The organism is Kitasatospora sp. GP30 (genome assembly GCF_029892145.1).
Taxonomy (GTDB): domain Bacteria; phylum Actinomycetota; class Actinomycetes; order Streptomycetales; family Streptomycetaceae; genus Kitasatospora; species Kitasatospora acidiphila.
Genome location: NZ_JARZAH010000024.1, coordinates 9,413 through 25,201, shown reverse-complemented (window position 1 = coordinate 25,201; position 15,789 = coordinate 9,413). Strand labels below are relative to the sequence as shown.

Here is a 15,789-nt window from a genome sequence, read left to right as displayed (position 1 = left end):
ATGCCATGGCGAAGCGCCGTCCGACAGTGATCTGCAAGAGGAGTTCCCGTGAGTGATGCGACCAGCCTTGTGACCGCGACCTCGACGCACCGGCGGGTGTTCATCGACAAGCAGAGCCCCGAGGCCTACCGCGCGCTGCGCGCCACGGCCGAATCGGCCCGCACGGGCGCGGCGGACGCCGGGCTGGACCGGAAGCTCGTGGAACTGGTCAACCTGCGCGTCTCCCAGATCAACGGCTGCGCCTACTGCCTCAACGTGCACACCAGGGCCGCCCTACAGGCGGGCGACACCGCGCAGCGACTGGGCACGCTCCCGGCATGGCGCGACACCGAACTGTTCACCCCGCAGGAACGCGCCGCGCTCGCCCTGGCGGAGGCGACCACCAACCCTGCGGACGCCGCCCTGCAGGAGGACGCCTATCGTGCCGCCCGCGAGGTCCTGACGGACGACCAGATCTCCGCGGTGATCTGGGTGGCCATCACCATCAACGCCTTCAACCGGGTCTCCATCCTCAGCAAGCACCCGGTGCGCACGATCCCGGCGCAGTGACACCGTGCGTGGGTTGCCCGCTCCGTTGAGCTTCCACAGCCCGGCCGCCCGCTCCGTCGGGCTTCCGTAGCGCGGCCGCCCGCTCTGTCGGGTTTCCGTAGCCCGGCCGCCCGCTACGCCTCCTTCCGCGCCAGCACCCGGTACGCGTTGGAGAACCCGAACCGCCCCGCGCCGCGCGCCAGCAGGCGGTCCAGCAGCGCGGCGACCAGCAGGGCCGGCGCGCCCGCCAGGAAGACCGCGGTGCGCAGCAGGCGGCGCAGGCGGCCGGGCGGGGTGCCGGGCAGCCAGGGGGCGTTCTCGCGCGGGGCCAGCGCGTCCAGCGCCAGCCAGCCGGCGGCCAGCAGATCGAGCGGGTCATGCGGTTCGCGGTGCTGCTCCAGCACCACCGTGAAGCCCAACTCGCCGAGCCTGGCCCGCAGATTGGCCGGCGGCGCCAGATGCAGGTGCTGCGGCTGCAGCCAGGGGAGCCACCAGCGGCCGAGCAACCGGGCGTAGCGGCTCTGCGGGTCGGGCACCTCGATCAGCAGCAGGCCGCCGGGGCGCAATGCCTGCCGGGCGGCCGCCAGTTCACGGGCCGGGTCAGCGCTGTGCTCCAGGTAGTGGAACATGCTCAGCACGTCGTAGCGCCCGGCCAGCTCAGGCGCCAGCTCGGGGAACGAACCGCGGTAGCCGTGCGCCAACCGTCCCTCGCGCTCACCCAGTTCGACGCCCGCACTGAGATCCAGGCCGTCGAACTCGGTGTCCTTGAACAACTCCCGCGCGGTGCCGCAGAAGTGGCCGTGCCCGGTGCCGACGTCCAGCCAGCGGCCGGGTGCGGCGGCGAACGGCAGCACGCTGCGGGCCCGGCCCCGGTAGACCGCCGCCCGGGTGCCGAACAGGCCGGCCAGCCGCTGCTCGCCGAGGCCGTCGTAGAAGTCGCGGTAGTAGAACGCCAGTCCGGTGTCGTTGAGTCGGGGGTTCTGGAAGACGTGCGCGCACTCCTGGCACTGGTCGAGCACGAACCGGCCGGGCTTGTGCTGGAGCAGGTCGGTGGTGCGCAGCCGGACCCGCAGCCGGGTGGCGCCGCACCACGGGCAGTCGGTGCGCCTCGGGTGGAAGAACTGGTCGGTGCCGTCAGCCAGTTCGGCCTGGTAGCCCGGGCGCAGGGCGGCGATCAGGGGCTCGGTGCTGGTCATGGGGCCTCCTGCCGGGCTGGGATGAGGAGCTGTTCGAGCTGGGTGGCGGCCGCCGCGGCGCCGCCGGCCGCCCGGAACGAGTCGCCGATCCGGTGGGCCGCGGTGCGGTAGGCGGGATGGCCGAGCACCGTGTCCAGGGCCTGGCCGAGCCGGGCGGCGTCGGTGCGGCCGAACCGCACCCGCAGGCCCGCACCGGCCGCGGCCACCTGGGCGGCCACCACCGGCTGGTCGTCCCGGATCGGCGCCACCACCAGCGGAACGCCGTGCCACAGCGCCTCGCAGACCGTGTTGTGGCCGGCGTGGCAGACCACCAGCGCGGTGCGGGCCAGCAGCTCCAGCTGCGGTACGGCGCGTGCCACCAGCAGGTCGCGGTCCGGCGCCGGATCGCCCAGCACCCCGCCCGGGTCGACCAGCACGCCCTGCAGGTGGTCCGCCCGCTCCCGCAGCGCCTGCCGAGCGGCCGTCAGGAACGCGCTGCCCGCATCGGTGTTGGCCGTGCCCAGCGTGACCAGCACGGTGGCGCGGGCCGGATCCAGCCAATCCCAGGGGAACGGCGCGGTGGTGGGGCGCGCCGTGATCGACGGCCCGACGAACCGGACCGGCCCCGCGACCGAGCCGCCGGCCAGCTCCGGAGTGGTGAAGGCGAGCACCAGGTGCGGCGAGAACCGCGGGTCGCCGGTGGCCCCCGGATCGCCGACCCGGTCGCGCAGCTCGGCCAGCCGGTCGCGGATCCAGGCCGCCACCAGCGGCATGCCGTCCAGCGCGCCGGTGAACTCGGCGGAGGTGGTCGCCGAGGTGGCCCAGGGCAGCCCGAGCCGCTCGGCGACCAGGGCACCGGCCACCGCCTGCTGATCGACCACCAGCAGGTCGGGGGCGAACCGCTGCACCGCGGTCGCGACCCCGGGCGCCATCGCCTCGGCCAGCGGGGCCAGAAAGCCGTCCCAGAGGAACTTCAGCGCCGCCGGGCCCCGCAGATCCGGCGGCCGCACCGCAGTCTGCCCGTCCGGACCCGCCGAGCAGCGGAAGACCTCGGCGGTCGGGCCGGCCAGCGGCCCGATCACCTCAGGCAGCCCGGCCCAGGCGATCCGGTGCCCGCGCGCCGCCAGCTCGGCCGCCACCCCGACGGCCGGGTTGACGTGCCCGACCAGCGGTGGGACGACGAACAGGAACCTGCTCATCGCGCGCTCCGCTGCAGACCGCAGGCGGCCGCGCCGCGCAGCACCACACCCTGCTCGCGCAGCCAGTCGACGGTGAGCTCCAGCACCGTCTCCGGAGCCTCCACCAGCACCGAGTGCTCCTGCCCGGGGACGAAGGCGGTGCGGCAGTACGGCAGCAGCCCGGCCAGCCAGACCGCCTGCTCGGCCAGGTCCGAGTCCGCCCCGTACACGGCGAGCACCGGGCAGCTGATCGCCGCGAGCCGCTCATCGCCGGGCAGTCGGCTGGCCGGGATGTCCCGGGCCAGCGAGGTGGCCGCCAGCAGCCGGCCGGCCGAGCGGGCCAGCCGGGCCGTGTGCGCGCCGCGCTTGGCGGCCACCCAGGCGAGCGTGCCGGCCTTCACCAGCTCGGTCTCGGCCCGCCGCAGAATGCCGTCCAGCTTGGTCGCCCAGGCCGGGGAGGCGGGCTCGGACTCGATCGCCAGGATGCTCGCCACCCGGTCGGGCCGCTGCTCGGCGAGGCCGTACGCCACCGTGCCGCCGAACGAGTTGCCCACCAGGTGCACCGGGCCGACTGGGACCGACCGGTCCAGCAGGGTGGCCAGGTCCGCCACGAAACGCTCCAACTGGTAGCCGGTGCGCGGGCGTCCGCTGCGGCCGTGGCCGCGCTGGTCGTACATCAGCACCTCGACGCCGGCGGCGGCGAGGGCGGGCCCCACGGTGAAGTAGTAGCTGGCCAGGCTGTCGGTGAGCAGCCCGTGCACCAGGACCAGAGTGGCGGCCGGTGGTCGGCCGTCGGCCGGGCTGAGCCGCTGCACGTGGAACGGCAGTCCGTCGATCTCCAACACGGCCACCGGTCAGCTCCGTTCGGCGGTCTCGGGCCGCAGGCGCGCCACCACGTACGCGACCAGCCGGCCCACCGTCATGCCGATGATCTCGTCGAGCTCCATGCCCGCCAGGAACTCGGCGAAGTTGATCCGCTCGCCCCAGCGTTCCTGGAGCCGCGCGGCCAGCGTCACCAGGTCGATGCTCTCCAGTTCGAGGTCGTCGGTGAACCGGGAGTCCATGGTGACCTCGGACTCGTCCAGCCCGTACTCCGACAGGATCGCGGCAAGCATCCGGGTGATCTCGGCCAATACCTCCTGCTCGCCGGGAGGTTGCCGGTCCATGGTCTGCGCAGTGCCGGTCACGTGCGGGGAGTCCTCTCATTGCGGGCGGCGACGGTCTCGTCCTTGCGGGCGCTGACCGTCTCGGTCCAGGCCACCACGTAGTGGCGCGGCGGCAGGCCGGGCGGGTTGTGCAGCTCGGCGCAGTGCACGGTGTAGCGGCGCGGGCCGTCCGGGCCGGCGACCGCGACCAGCAGGGAGGTCGGCTCGGCGGCGATGACGGCGAAGTCGCGCGGGCGGCCCCGCAGTCCGGTGCCCTCGGCCTTGGCGACGGCCTCCTTGGCGGCCCAGAAGCGGGTGAACCAGAGCTCTGCTGAGTCCGTCGTGGTGAGTTGACGGTCCATCAGGATCGCTTGCTCGGCCTCGCCCAGGGCGACCTTCGGCAACTCGGGTGTGCGCTCAGCGACTTCCTCCAGGTCGATGCCGACCGGGCCGGCCTCGGCCGGGCGGACCAGGGCCACGGCCGCCTCACCGCGATGCGCGAGCGAGACCGCCAGCGGCGGGAGCACGCGACCGTGCACACCGATCACCTGCGGCTGCCCCGAAGGGGAGTTGACCACGGCGATCTCGGCCGGGAACACCGGGCCCTCGCCCTGCGCCCAGAGCAGCCGGCGGACCGCGTCCTTGACCGCGATCCGGCCCAGCAACCAGGCCCGCCGACCGCGCGGCGGTTGCTGCTCGTAGCGGGCGCGCTCGGCGGCGCCCAGGTGGTTGCGCATGATCAGGTCGCGCGAGGCCAGGTCGGGCCAGCGCTCATGGACCAGCACCCAGCCGCCGGGGCGCGGGCCGGCGAGGGTGTTGCGGTCGACGAACCGCTCCACCGGCCGAGTATCGGGGTGGCTGTCGAAGCGGCGGTCCTGCCAGCCGCGCACCTCGGCCCAGACCCGGTCGCCGATCCGCAGCTGTACATCCGCCTCCAGTACGGTGTCGGTGAGCGCGGTGATCCGGATGTGGCAGTGCAGTCGGGTGCCGGGCGGCGGTGGCGGACCGAAGAAGGCGAGCCGCCGCATGCCGACCGGGAAGACCACGGTTCGATCGGTGCGGGTGGCCATGATCCAGAAGCCGAGCAGCTGACCGACGTTGTCCAGCAGTGCCCCGGGAGCGGCCGGCGCGGTGATCACGCCGCGCACGTGCCGCTCGCCGAGTGCGGTGAGCTCGGTCAGGCCCTGGAAGGCGGGACCGTGGAACATCCACCGCTCCTGGTAGAGCCCGGCGGCGGTCAACTCGGGAGTCCGCTCGCCGGCGGGTGCAACCGGCCAGGCAGCGGGCGGATCGTCATGGCGGTCTGTCAGGTCGATGACTCCGCGCGCGAACCCACCGAAGTCGGCGGCCAGTTGTGCCGGACCGGTCGGGCGCAAGGTGATCGGCACCTCCAGCGGGGACGCGGCCGGGACCCACTGCTCGAACCGCAGGTCGTGCAGGCGCGCCGCCAACCCGCCCGGCACGGCCCGCTCGGCGGCGTCCATCAGGTGCTGGACGATGGTGGTGGCCGGGACCACGGGCCAGCGGTCGACCAGGTCGGGCCACTCCGGGCGCTGCCGGAAGAAGCAGTGGTCGAGCAGATACGGCATCGCGGTCGTGGAGACGGCCAGCGTGGTGGCCACGGGGGTTGAGGGCAGCTCGGAGGGCCGGCCTGCCGTGACGGGTTCGGAGGGCCGGCCTGCCGTGCCGGGTTCGGGGGGCCGACCTGCCCTGACCGGTTCGGATGGGCGCCCAGGCCGGGGAAGTCGGGGTGTTCGCCCCGCTTGGATCAGTTCGGCCGCTGTGCGTTCGGTCTCCCTCAGCAGCGCGCCGAGTTCGGCGGCCAGCGGAGAGTCGCTCAGCGGGAAGTCGCACAGCAGGGACGGCCGCTGATGTTGCGTCAACTCTGCTCGCAGCTCGCCGAGCGCCGCCCCGTCGAGGGATATCAGTGCGCCGCCGAGGTCCAGGCGCACCGCCGGGTGCGTCCGCTCGGTCAGGCGTGCCGAGGAACGCCGCTCCAGCGCCGCCGCGTCCGGCTCCGCGCCGTCCACCCAGAGCGCGGCGGCCAGCCGGCGCAGCTGCGCCAGCCCGTCGCGCTGCGCGGAGTTGGCGGCGACCACCAGGTGCTCGCGGTCGCCGAGGGTGTCGCCCACCAGCGAGCCCAGCTGCCCGGGGCCCAGCTGGACGAACGCCCGGAACCCGGCCGCGTACATGGCCTCGATCAGCGGCCGGAACCGCACCGGCTCCAGCAGGTGGCGCAGGAACAGCGCGCGGACCTCGGCCTCGGTGTCCGGGAACGGCGCGGCGGTGGTGCCCGACCAGACCGGCACGCTCGGCCGGTGCAGTTCGAACCGCTCGGCCGCCGCCCGGATCGGCGCCAAGTACGGTGCCAGCATGGGAGTGTGGAAGCCGGACCGGAACGGCAGCAGCTGGCCGAGCACTCCTTGGGCACGGAACCAGTGGACCAGCTCGGTGACCGGCCGCTCGGGTCCGCAGACGATCGACTGCTGCGGCGCGTTGTCGTGCGAGAGCACCACCTCCGCCATGCCCTCGACCGTGTCCAGCGCCTGCCGCACCCGCTCGGCGGAGGCGCCGAGTGCGGCAAAGGCCAGCCCGGGGACCTGCAGCGAGTCGGGATCGAAGGCGGCCAGGAAGGCGTCCACCGAGGCTCCGGAGTACAGCCCGCCGGTGATCATCGCGGTCCACTCGCCGACGCTGTGACCGGCCACCGCGTCCGGCCGCACGCCGATCCGGCGCAGCACCCTGTCCAGCAACCGCCCCACCGCGACCACGCCGACGCCATGCCGGCCCACATCCGCCACCGCGGCGCTTCGGGCATCGCCGGTGGGCCGGGGGAGGCCGAAGTGATCGGCGACCTCGTCCACCCTGGGCGTGAACTCGCCCTCCAGGCCTGGGAAGAGGAAGGCCAGCCGACCGCCGGCGGCGCCGCGGAGCAACGGGCGCGGGGCGAACCACACATCGCCGCGCCCGCGCCAGCCCCGGCCACGGGCGACGGCCCGGCGGGCCAGCGCCAGGCGCTTGGCGGTCGGGTCGGCGATCGCCAAGCGGCAGCGCGGTGCGGGCCCACTGAGCGGGCCTTGCGCAGCGGCCAGTACCGCCGCATCGTCACCCGCGAGCAACTCGGCCAGCTGCTCAGGGCTTTCGGCGGCCAGCCGGAGCACGCGCTCCGGCTCGCTCACGACCACGGCGGACCGGCGCACCGGAGCGTCGGGCGCCTGCTCCAGCACCACATGCGCGTTGATCCCGCCGAACCCAAAGGCGTTGACCGCCGCCCGGCGCGGCACGCCCGCCGTGGTCTCCCAAGGGCGCGCCGCGTCGATGGTGCGGAACCGGGTTTCGGCGAGCGAGGGGTGCGGATCCTCGCAGTGCAGGGTGGGCAGCAGCACGCCGTGGTGCACGGCCAGCGCCGCCTTCACCAGCCCGGCCACGCCGGCGGCCGGCATGGTGTGGCCGATCATCGACTTCACCGAGCCCAGCACGGCACACTTATCGTCGCTTGTGGCTGGCCCGAACACCTCGGCCAGAGTGGCGAGTTCGGCGGAGTCACCGGCGGGCGTGGCGGTGCCGTGCGCCTCCAGCAGCCCGAGCGAGCCCGGCGCCCTCGGGTCCAGCCCGGCCGCCCGCCAGGCCGCCCGTACCGCGCGGGCCTGACCGCCCGGATCGGGGTTGGCCAGCCCGGCCGTGCGGCCGTCGCCGGCCACACCGGTGCCGCGGATCACCGCGTACACCCGGTCCCCGTCCCGTTCGGCGTCGGCCAGCCGCTTGAGCACCACGACACCGGTGCCCTCGCCGATCAGGATGCCGTCCGCGTCACGGTGGAACGGTCGGATCCGCTCGCTCGGGGAGAGCGCCCGCAGCTGGGCGAAGACACTCCACAGCGTCACGTCGTGGCAGTGGTGCACCCCGCCGGCCAGCACCACATCGCAGCGGCCGGTGGCCAGTTCGCCCACCGCCTGGTCGACGGCGACCAGCGAGGAGGCGCAGGCGGCGTCCACGGTGTAGGCCGGGCCGCGCAGGTCGAGCCGGTTGGCCACCCGGGAGGCGGCCAGGTTGGGCACCAGCCCGATCGCCGACTCCGGGCGGTCCGGACCCAGCCGGTCGACGAACGCCTGGTGCACCCGCGCGAGTTGACTATGCGTGAGATCCGGCAGCAGCTCGCTCAGGGTGCGCACCAACTGGCGGGCGCTGCGCACCCGTTGGTCGAGCCGCACCAGGCCGGGAGTCAGATAGCCGCCACGGCCGAGCACCACGCCGACCCGGTTGCGATCGGGCAACCGGTCCGGGCCGCCGGCGTCCGCGAGGGCCGCGGCGGCCACCTGGAGTGCGATCAGCTGGTCCGGTTCGGTGCCGGGCAGTGAGCTCGGCATCAGTCCGAACCTGGTCGGCTGCACCTCGGCCAGGCCGTCCACGAAGCCGCCGCGCCGGCAGTACAGGCGATCGGGAGCGGAGCCGCCCGAGGGGTCGTAGTACTCCGGATCCCAGCGCCCGGCCGGGACTTCGGTGATCGCATCCACCCCGCCGACCAGGTTGCGCCAGTAGCTCGCGAGATCGGGCGCGCCCGGGAACAGCACCGCCATGCCGATCACGGCCACGGGGGGACGTGGCTCCGTCGCAGACGTCACCGGGGTCACCAGCCCGACGCCGTGTAGACCACGGACCGGACCGACTCCTCACCCCAGGCCAGCTCACGCAACAGCGCCAGGCTGCCCGCCGCCGGGTCGATCAGCCGTACCCCGCGCCGCTCGTAGTCCCGCGCCAGCTCCGGGGAGACCATGCCGCCGTGCGCACCGTCCGGCGCCCACGGGCCCCAGTGCACGGTCAGCGCCCGGCGGCCCGTCCGCGCCGCCCAGCGGGCACCCAACTCCTCCAGCGCGTCGTTCGCCGCCGCATAATCGGCCTGGCCGCGATTGCCCAGCGCGGCCGCGATGCTGCCGAACAGCACGGTGAACCGCGGCCCGCTGCCCGGGAGTTCGGCGAGCGCGTCGAGCAGGGTCCGCGCCCCCTCGGCCTTGGTGGCGAACACCCGCCGGAACGACTCCAGGTCCTTCTCCGCCAGCACCTTGTCCTCGATCACGCCCGCCGCGTAGACCACGCCGTCGAGCCGGCCATGCGCGGCGTAGACCTCCTTGACCGCCTGTCGCAACGCGGCCGGGTCGGCGGCGTCCACGGACTGGTAGCGGGCCTGCGCGCCGAGCGCGGCCAGCTCGTCCAGGGTCGCGGTGACCTCGCGGCCGGCCAGCAGCCGGGCAGCGGTCCGCTCCACCTCGGGCAGCGGCACACCCTGGCGGGCGAGCGCGGCCCGCAGCGCCGTGCGGTCCAGGGCGGTCGCCGTCGCCGGATCCTCGGGGCCCTCCGGGAGCGCGGTGCGACCGAGCAACTCCAGGCGGCAGCGCGCCGCCGCGGCGAGGGTGGCCGCGAACCGCGCGGTGATCCCGCGGGCGCCGCCGACCAGCAGCACCACGGCCTCGCGGTCCAGGCCCAGCGCGGCGGCCTCCGCCACGCCGTCACCAGCCGGCCCGGCGCCCGTGCTGCCCAGCAGGCCCAGCGGTGCCGGCACCAGGGTGAGGGCCTGACGGCCGGCTGGGGTGTGCAGCACCACCGGCTCGCGGTCGGGGGCGAGCAGCTCGCCGAGCAGGGCCTGAGCCACGGCCTCGGGGTCCGCTGCCTCCGGGTCCGCTGCCGGGTCGAGCTCGACGAGTCGGGCGGTCAGGTCGGGGTACTCGCGGGCCAGGGTGCGGAACAGGCCGCGCAGGCCGTCCGCCCGAGCGTGGTCGGCGGGCGCGGCGCGGCGGGCGGCGAGCAACTGCCGTGGCGCGCGGGCCAGCGCGGCCTGCAAGGCGGGCACCGCGCCGGGCAGCACGGGCGCGCCCTGCCCGCTGAGCGGGTCCAGCATGACGACCGCGTCGACTGCGCCATCGGCGTCCGACAGCAGGTGGTCGCCGTCCACCAGGAGCGGCTGCGCACCGGCGGCCGTCAGACGGGCCGCGAGGGCCTGCGCCGCGCCGCCGGGGCCGGTGCCGAGCAGTGCGACCCGCTGGCCGGCCAGGGGCGGGGCGGTCGCGGGGTCCGGGGCGGCGAGGGGTGCCGGCTGGAACAGCAGCCGGGCGGGTTCGTGGCCGGCGACGGTGGATGCGGTGATCGCTCCTGCCTTGGCGGCCGGTGCCGGGGGTTGGGCGGTTCTGGTGGTGAGCCAGGTGGTGATGGCGGCGGTGGTGCGGGCGCGGGCGAGTTCGTCGATTTCGTCGTCGGTCAGTTCGCCGAGTTCGGTGCCGAGGCGCTTTCCGAGTTGGCCGACGATTTCGGCGCGTTTGATGGAGTCGATGCTGAGGTCGGCTTCGAGGTCGAGGTCGGGCTCGATCATGTCGGCGGGGTAGCCGGTGCGTTCGCTGATCACCTCGATCACCACGCCCAGCAGGTCCGTGGCCCCCGCGGTCGGAGGCTCAACGGCAGTGGCCGCCACCGGGACTGCGACGGACGCCGCCACGGGCATCGCGACGGGCGCCGGGACCGCGACGGCAGCCACCGCGGGCACGCCCTGCGCCCCACCGAAGTAGGTGAGCAGCACATCCCGCTGCGCCTGGATCAACTCCCGGCTGCTGCGCAGGAAATCCGCGATCAGCTCATCGCCGGCGGACGGTCTGCCGCCGGCCTGCTGCGGTGCCATCAGGGCCTCCGGTACGGGTCGGGCCGGTGCGAGCGCACCGGGCAGGAGTTCGCCGTCGGCGGTGCGGACCAGCTGTCCGTCCACCGTCCAGCCGGGGCGGCGTGCGGCCTTCACCCGCCCGGGGTCCACCGCATCGCGGCCGCGCAGCAGGCGGCCGGTGTGCACCGGAACGCCCGCGACGGCCAGTTCGGCCAGCGCGTCGAGGAACCCGGGCAGGCCGCCGCGCCGGGCCTCCAGGGAGATCGCGCGGTGCGGCCGGTCGCCGAGCACGGCCTTCACCAGCCGGGTCAGCACCGAACCGGGCCCGGCCTCCACGAATATCCGGGCGCCGGCCGCGTACATCGCCGCCACCTGGTCGGTGAACCGCACCTCGGCGCCGATCTGCTCCGCCAACTCCGCCCGAACGCCGTCCGGCTCCGCCGGGTACGGGCTCGCGGAACGGTTGCCGTAGACCGGGAACTCCGGTACCCGCACCACCCGTTCGGCCAGCGCGCCCGCAAACCGCCGACCCGCGCCGGCCACCAGCGGACTGTGGAACGCACAGGCCACCGGCAACCGCTTGACTCCGCACCCCGCCTCTCGCAACAGCTCCATCGCGGCGGTCAGTTCGGCCGTCGGCCCGGAAATCACCGTCTGCTGGGGTGCGTTGTGGTTGGCGGTCACCACCCGGCCCGCCAAGCCGCCCGCTGTGAGTACTCGTTGGACCTGCTCGGCCCCGGCCGTCACTGCCGCCATCGCTCCGGGGTCGGCCCCCGCGCCCACCGCGTCCAGGATGGCCCGCGCCCGCTCGGCGCTCAGCGCGGGCAGCTCCTGCGCGGCCAGCGCCCCCGCGGCGCAGAGCGCGACCAACTCGCCGTAGCTGTGCCCGCCGGCCAGGTCGGGGCGGACCCCGGCCAGCGCCAGCAGCTCATGGGCCGCCAAGCCCGTCATGCCCAGCACCGGCTGCGCCACCCGGGTGTCGGTGAGCGCGGCGCGCTGCCGCTCCCGACCCTCGGCGGTGAACGCGGTCGGCGGATAGAGCACCTCCGCATACCCCTCGCCGTGCCGCAGATACCGCTGCAGGCCCGGGAAGGCGGCGAACAACTCGGCGAACATACCAGGCCGTTGACTGCCCTGGCCGGGAAAGAGGAAGGCCACCTGCCCGGGATTCTCCCCATCGGCCACGTGCAGCCCGGCCGCCGGGTCGCTCTCCCCGGCCAGCGCCCGCCGCAGCAGCCCGCACAGCTCCTCGACCGTGCCCGCCACCACCGCCACCCGCACCGGTCCATGTGCGGACTCCGCCAGCCGGGCGGCGACCAGCGCCAGGTCGCGCAGCCGCCACGGTGCGCCCGGCGCCTCGGCCGGCCGCAGCACCTCGGTCACCGTGCGTAGCGCACGCGCCTGATCGGGGCCCCGGAACAGGAACAGCTCGGCCGGCCACTCCTGCAGACCGTGAGTCGGCGTGGCGCCTTGGTAACCACGCAGCACCGCATGGAAGTTGGTGCCACCGAAGCCGAACGCGCTGACCCCGGCCACCCGTTGGGCCGCCGGCACCGCCCACGGCCGGGCCTCGGCGTGGAAGCCGAACGGGCTCTGCTCTGCCTCCCAAGCCGGGTTCGGCCGGCTCAGGTGCAGGGTCGGAGGCTTGACGCCGGTGTGCAGTGCCAGCGCTGCCTTGATCAGGCCGGCCAGCCCGGCCGCGCACTTGGTGTGCCCGATCTGCGATTTCACCGACCCCAGCGCACAACTGCCAGGCGCCGCACCCGCCTCCGTGAACACCTGGGTCAGCGTGGCCAGTTCGGTACGGTCGCCGACCACCGTCCCGGTGCCGTGCGCCTCCACCAGGCCCACCTCGGCCGGGCCGAACCCCGCCTGGCGGTAGGCGCGCTCCAGCGCGGCGCGCTGCCCCTCGGGGCGCGGCGCGGTCAGGCCCAGCGAACGGCCGTCACTGGCGCTGCCGATGCCCTGGATCACCGCGTACACCCGGTCGCCGTCCCGCTCCGCGTCGGCCAGCCGCTTGAGCACCAGGCAGCCCACCCCCTCACCGAGGGCGATGCCGTCGGCGGTGGCATCGAACGGGCGGGAGCGCCCGGTCGGCGAGAGGGCGTGCACCGACGCGAAAAGCAGGTAGTCGTTGATCCCGTTGTGCAGGTCGGCACCGCCGCACAGCGCCAAGTCCGCCGTCCCGGCAACCAGTTCCTTGCAGGCCACGTCCAGGGCGGCGAGCGAGGAGGCGCAGGCCGCGTCCACGGTGAAGTTGCCGCCGCCGAGGTCGAGCCGGTTGGCGATCCGGCCGGAGATCACATTGGCCAGCATGCCCGGGAACGAGTCCTCGGTGACCTGGGGCAGTTGCTCGGCGATCGCGGGCGGCACGGCGCCGCCCAGGTACCCCGGCAGCACCGCGCCCAGCACACCCGCGTTCGACAGGTCGCTGCCCGCCTCCGCGCCGAACACCACGCTGGTGCGGGACCGGTCGAACGGCCGGCCGCCCGAGCCGTCGCCGCCGTCGTACCCGGCGTCCAGCAGCGCCCGCCGGGCCGCCTCCAGGGCCAGCAGCTGCACCGGCTCGATGCTGCCCAGTGCGGCCGGGGGGATGCCGTAGCTGAGCGGGTCGAACGGGATCCGCGGCAGGAAGCCGCCCCACTTGGACGGGGTGGTGCCGGGCCCGCCGTCCGGTGAGTGGTAGAGCGCCGGGTCCCATCGCTCGGCGGGAACCTCGGTGACCGTGTCAACCCCCGCCAGGATGTTGGCCCAGAACGCGGGCAGGTCCGGCGCCTGCGGGAACATGCCCGCCATGCCGACCACCGCGATCTCCAGCGGCGCCGCAGCCGGCTTCTCCGCCTCCCACCGGCCCTGTGTCAACTGCCGTGCCCGGTCGGTCAGGTACTCGGCCGCGCCGCTGCTGACGGCGGTGTGCAGCTCGGCCAGCGTGGTGGTCCGGGAACGCAGCACGGCCACCTGCCCGGCCATGAACATCCCCTGCGCCAGCTGCCCGGGCTCGTCCACTTGGGCCAGTTCGCCGTCGACCCGGTCCACACCCTTGCTGGCGATCCGCAGCCGGCCGACGTTCAGCCGCTCCAACCGCTCCCAGGCCTCGCGGTCCGGCACGCCCTGGTCCCGCAACCGGGCGCTCAGGCGCGCGAACTCCGCGGTGAACGGGCTCGGCACGCACCGCGTGGCATGCCCGGGGGCGGTCTGCAGCAGCTCGGTGCCGCGCGCCCGGCAGACCTGGCGCTGGAAGGCCGGCCGCACCGCCCCGTGTGCCACCGCCTCCTCGGTGAACAGGTACGCGGTGCCCATCAACAGCCCGGCTGCCACCCCTTGTTGGGCGAGCGGCGCGGCCAGCGCCGCCACCATGGCCGCCGACCGCTCGTCATGCACCCCGCCCGCGAACAGCACCTCGATCGACTGCGGCTCCTTCGCCGTCTTCAGGAAGTCGGCCAGCACGGCCAGTTGCGCCTCCCAGAGCGGAAAGCTGTGCCGCGGCCCGACATGGCCGCCGCACTCGGAACCCTCGAAGACGAACCGGCGCGCGCCGTCCTCCAGGAACTGCCGCAGCAACCCGGGGGAGGGCACGTGCAGGAAGGTGCGGATCCCGGCCTGCTCCAATGCCCGGGCCTGCGAGGGGCGGCCACCCGCGATCACCGCATGGCTGGGCCGCGCGGCCAGCACCTCGGCCAGCTGGGCGCTGCGCACCTCCTCCGGCGCGAAGCCCAGCACCCCGACACCCCAGGGGAGTCCACCGATCTCGGCGGCGGTCCGGGCGAGCAGCTCTCGGGTCTGCTCCGGGCCTGCCAGTGCCAGCGCCACGAACGGCAGCGCACCGGCCTTGGCCACCGCGGCCGCGAACCCGGGCTCATCGCTCACCCGCGTCATCGGCCCCTGCGCCACCGGCAGCCGGGTGCCGAGCGCCCGGCTGAGCGGCGCATCGGGCCCTAGCAGGGCATCGGCTGCGCCGGGTTCGGCCACCGCCCGCAGCACCCCGGCCACCGCCTCCCGCACGGCGCGCACCGCTCGCTCCACCGTGCCGTACTGCTCGGCGAACCGAGCGGCCAGGAAGCCTTCCTGACCCACCATCAACTCCGTGCCACCGCGCCGCAGCAGCCGGACCCCGTCGACCACGACGGTCTCCGAGCCGTCCATGCCCCGCAGGGCGGCCACCGCCTCGTCCGGCGCGGCCGACTCGGCGAGCAGCGCGAGTTGGGTGTCCAGCACCACGCCGGCTGCCCCGCCGGCCACGGCGGCGGCCGCGGTGGACGGGCCGATGCCACCGCAGGCCCACACTGGTAGCCCGAGTAGCGGCTCCGCGAGCAGCTCCTGGAGCAGCACGAAGGCGCTTAACTCTCCGACTCTGCCGCCACTTTCGCAACCCCGTGCGATCAGCCCGGCAGCACCCGCCCGGGCGGCGGACAGCGCCTGCGCCAGGTCGGTCACCTCCACCAGCAGCCGGTACTCGGTGGCGAGTTCCGCGAGCTCCCAGCCGGGCAGCCCGGCGGGCAGCACCAGGATCTCCGGCTGGTCGGCGCCGTCGCCGCGCAACTCCTCGGGGGTGAGCCGGCATTGCGGTCCGATCCGGACCCCGAAGCGCCCGGGTGCGCGTTCCCGCAGCGCGGTGAGCTCCTCCCGGGCCCGGCGGTCGCCCCGGCCGAGGTCGAGCACGCCGAGGCCACCCGCGCGGCACACGGCCTCGGCGAGCCCGGCGTCGGGTTCATGGAACGGGGTGATCCCGACGATGACGTCGGGCAGCGGCAACGCGGGCCTCGTCGGCCTCATCAGGCTCTCTCCGATGCTGAGTCACGGCGCAGTTGGGGGCAGGGGCGACTCCCGGATTCAGGCGCGGCAAGATACCCTCACAGGCTGTGCGGAGGGTGTTCGCGAAAATCCGCGCCCCGGTTCGAATCCGACGCTACCCACTGGTAGCGCCAGCCAGGTTAAGGCAGGGTTGCACGTACATGTCAATGGCACGTGCAGGGGCACCTTGCATCCCCGTCACAAGCTGACGCCCAGTCATCAAGGCTTTCCCCCAAGGTTGGCGGTTGACGCGCACGCAAGTGCTTGCGGCTTCTTGCGAACCCTCCTGATGGCCTGTCAGGATCAGGGGTACGACTCGAACATGCGGT

General features: G+C 74.6%; 7 protein-coding genes. 1 reads left to right on the top strand and 6 read right to left on the bottom strand.

The genetic code is table 11. From position 1 onward, the window contains the following. Positions 1-48 precede the first annotated feature (48 nt). Positions 49-549, top strand: a complete 501-nt coding sequence (locus tag P3T35_RS26970) for a carboxymuconolactone decarboxylase family protein (protein ID WP_280708080.1) — start codon at positions 49-51, stop codon at positions 547-549. A gap of 113 nt (positions 550-662) precedes the next feature. Here P3T35_RS26970 and P3T35_RS26965 read toward each other — a convergent pair whose 3' ends face one another. Genes P3T35_RS26965 through P3T35_RS26940 form a run of 6 tightly spaced genes read right to left on the bottom strand, consistent with a single transcriptional unit; the run spans position 663 to position 15,442 of the window. Continuing rightward, entirely contained in the window at positions 663-1,724 is a 1,062-nt protein-coding gene (locus tag P3T35_RS26965; RefSeq protein WP_180356243.1) for a class I SAM-dependent methyltransferase, read from the bottom strand. Next, the gene (locus P3T35_RS26960; RefSeq protein WP_101378351.1) at positions 1,721-2,902 is read right to left on the bottom strand and encodes a glycosyltransferase; all 1,182 of its coding nucleotides are present in this window, start codon (positions 2,900-2,902) and stop codon (positions 1,721-1,723) included. Before P3T35_RS26960 ends, P3T35_RS26965 begins: the two co-directional genes overlap by 4 nt. Next, the gene (locus tag P3T35_RS26955) at positions 2,899-3,732 is read right to left on the bottom strand and encodes an alpha/beta fold hydrolase (protein WP_101378350.1); all 834 of its coding nucleotides are present in this window, start codon (positions 3,730-3,732) and stop codon (positions 2,899-2,901) included. The genes P3T35_RS26960 and P3T35_RS26955 overlap by 4 nt, the downstream gene beginning before the upstream one ends. Positions 3,733-3,735: 3 nt before the next feature. Continuing rightward, positions 3,736-4,047: a phosphopantetheine-binding protein gene (locus tag P3T35_RS26950; protein WP_101384735.1), complete on the bottom strand. Its 312-nt coding sequence runs from the start codon at positions 4,045-4,047 to the stop codon at positions 3,736-3,738. 17 nt (positions 4,048-4,064) lie between these two features. After that, on the bottom strand, positions 4,065-8,618 hold the full coding sequence (locus tag P3T35_RS26945; protein WP_280708077.1) for a type I polyketide synthase: 4,554 nt from the start codon (positions 8,616-8,618) through the stop codon (positions 4,065-4,067). Between the two features lie 35 nt (positions 8,619-8,653). Then, positions 8,654-15,442, bottom strand: a complete 6,789-nt coding sequence (locus tag P3T35_RS26940; RefSeq protein ID WP_280708075.1) for a type I polyketide synthase — start codon at positions 15,440-15,442, stop codon at positions 8,654-8,656. Positions 15,443-15,789: the final 347 nt, after the last annotated feature.

Coding starts and splice junctions, on each gene's coding strand:
- P3T35_RS26965 (WP_180356243.1), bottom strand. CDS start 1,724: ATGACCAGCACCGAGCCCCTGATCGCCGCCCTGCGCCCGGGCTACCAG.
- P3T35_RS26950 (WP_101384735.1), bottom strand. CDS start 4,047: ATGGACCGGCAACCTCCCGGCGAGCAGGAGGTATTGGCCGAGATCACC.
- P3T35_RS26940 (WP_280708075.1), bottom strand. CDS start 15,442: ATGAGGCCGACGAGGCCCGCGTTGCCGCTGCCCGACGTCATCGTCGGG.
- P3T35_RS26960 (WP_101378351.1), bottom strand. CDS start 2,902: ATGAGCAGGTTCCTGTTCGTCGTCCCACCGCTGGTCGGGCACGTCAAC.